We start from the raw sequence: 1,888 nt of genomic DNA, 5'->3' as shown, positions 1-1,888 counted from the left end.
ATTCTCCTCTATGGCTTGGGCAGCGGCATTCTTGCCGTGTCGCGGGCAACGATACCTCTGGTGTTCTACGACCAGGCGGCCTACGCGCGGGCCACATCCAACATCGCTCTCCCGCTCAACCTGATTTCCGCCATATCGCCGCCATTGCTGGCCGGACTGTTGGCGCATTTTGGCAGCGAAGCCGTGCTCGGCCTCGCGATGCTCTGCTCCTGCGGCGCGTTTGTGGCCTTGCTGCGCTTGAACCGACGCCGTCCGGCTAGGGCCACTGCTGGAACCGTGACTTAAGGTGGGTCGAATGTTGACACATCTCAGTAAAGCGGCTCCTGGAACAGCGCCTTGTCGCCGTCCATCAGCGCCTTGATCTGTGCCGTGCCGTCGGATGCGAGCGCAAGCTTGATGCCGAACGGCCGCACGCGCATGTCGTCCTGGATCGCCACGCCCTCGCCTTCCGGCAAATAGAAGCGGTCGATCCCATAGTCGGGCGCGATCGTCGCGTCCGTATCACGAAGGCCCCAGCCCTCAACGACATGGCCGGCAATGTCTGCTTCGCCCTCGCCTGCCGGCGCGGGCGCCTGGCCGAACCAGGCGGTCGTCGGCTGCCAATAACCGTCGGCGCCCTTCCTGAGCCGCACCACGATCGATGTGTCCTCGCTGGAGAACTTGCCTTCCGGAATGTTGGCGATCAATTTCACCGGAATGCGCGAAATGTTGTTGTTGAGAGAGATGTAGTCGCCGCGCAGGAGATCGCGCGGATCGACGGGCTGGACTTTCAACAGCACTTCCTTGCCGTTGCGCAGGATCGCCGCGCGGCTGGCGATGATCCAGCTGAGAAAGCCGATCTGGACAAGCGCCAGCACCAGCGCGGAGATGATCAGTTTCTTGCCGGTCATGCCGCTGCTCCTGTTCCGGCAGGCGCTTTCATGCGCTTTTCGATGCGGATGATGACCAGCGCCAGCATGCCGAGCAGCACCGCCGCCGCCAGGAAGAAGCCGGCCGTATCCAGCATCGACCTCAAGGTGACGCTGTAGATGATGGCGAGCTCGAAGGCGAAGCCGGTATAGGCCAGCCAGCGCAAGCCCCTGCTCTCGCGCCCCGCCAGCATGATTGCCGCCACGATACTGGCCAGCGCCACGATCGAAGCGACGGCAAACCCGCTGTTGTTTGTGCTTTCATCGGCCAGCTCGAACTGGATGATCGCCATGCCGGTGAGGAAGCCGAGCAAGGCATGCAAGGGCAGCCGGCCGCCGAGCTGCAGGATCCTGTCGATCGGATCGCCGGCAAAGACCAAAGCGGCAAAGAGCAGCACCGAGACGATGGCCAGCGACATGGCCACCGGCAGCGTCTCGCGGTCCGTCGCCAGCAGGACCAGATAGAGAATGACCGACAGAATGATGAGGTGGCGCGCGGCCTGGCTGCGCGTCCAGAACGAGATGGCGAACAAGACGATCGCCACGACGATGAAGAGATGCGGGGTTTCCGCGCGCCAGTAGAAGCCGAACCCCTTGAGAACCAGCCAGGCGTCGGCGATGCCGACCGCCGCGACCGTCAGCGGGCTTGAACGCAGCGCGACCGCCGCCAGCGCCGTGCCGGCGCACCACGTCACCAGCGCCGAGGCCTCGTCGCCCGAAAGATGGTACATCTGTCCGATCAGCGCGATCGATCCACCGAACGCCGCCGCGGCAACGATCCACAGCGCCTCGCCGATCGCGGCATGGTCACGCGTCTTCAGCACCGCGCCGCCGACATAGCCGGCAAGAATGACCGCAAACAGAGCCGCCACGCGCAAGAGGCGCGGGAAGGCCTCCCAATTGGCGGCGACGAAGATCAGTATCGCGGCGCCGAACAAAAGCGCTGCCATCATCGCCAGGATGGAGCCGAAGCTCAGCGA

Annotated in this window: 2 protein-coding genes and 1 pseudogene; 1 reads left to right on the top strand and 2 read right to left on the bottom strand. The window is 64.1% G+C overall.

Going from position 1 to position 1,888, the window contains the following annotated elements; genetic code table 11:
• A pseudogene (locus tag EOA24_RS42110) lies at positions 1-285 on the top strand (MFS transporter); the annotation flags it as partial.
• Between the two features lie 23 nt (positions 286-308).
• Here the strand turns inward: EOA24_RS42110 and EOA24_RS36290 are convergent.
• Positions 309-890 carry a GDYXXLXY domain-containing protein gene (locus EOA24_RS36290; protein WP_126082311.1) on the bottom strand — a complete coding sequence of 194 codons (582 nt, stop codon included), beginning with the start codon at positions 888-890 and terminating at the stop codon, positions 309-311.
• Positions 887-1,888 (bottom strand): DUF2157 domain-containing protein (locus EOA24_RS36285; RefSeq protein ID WP_127410728.1); only part of this gene is annotated, 1,002 nt, incomplete at its 5' end. The genes EOA24_RS36285 and EOA24_RS36290, both read right to left, overlap by 4 nt.

Origin of the sequence: Mesorhizobium sp. M2A.F.Ca.ET.039.01.1.1 (assembly GCF_003998035.1) — a bacterium.
In the GTDB taxonomy this organism is placed as follows: Bacteria; Pseudomonadota; Alphaproteobacteria; order Rhizobiales; family Rhizobiaceae; genus Mesorhizobium.
Note: the sequence above shows the minus strand (reverse complement) of the source record. Positions and strands in the feature narration are given on the sequence as shown.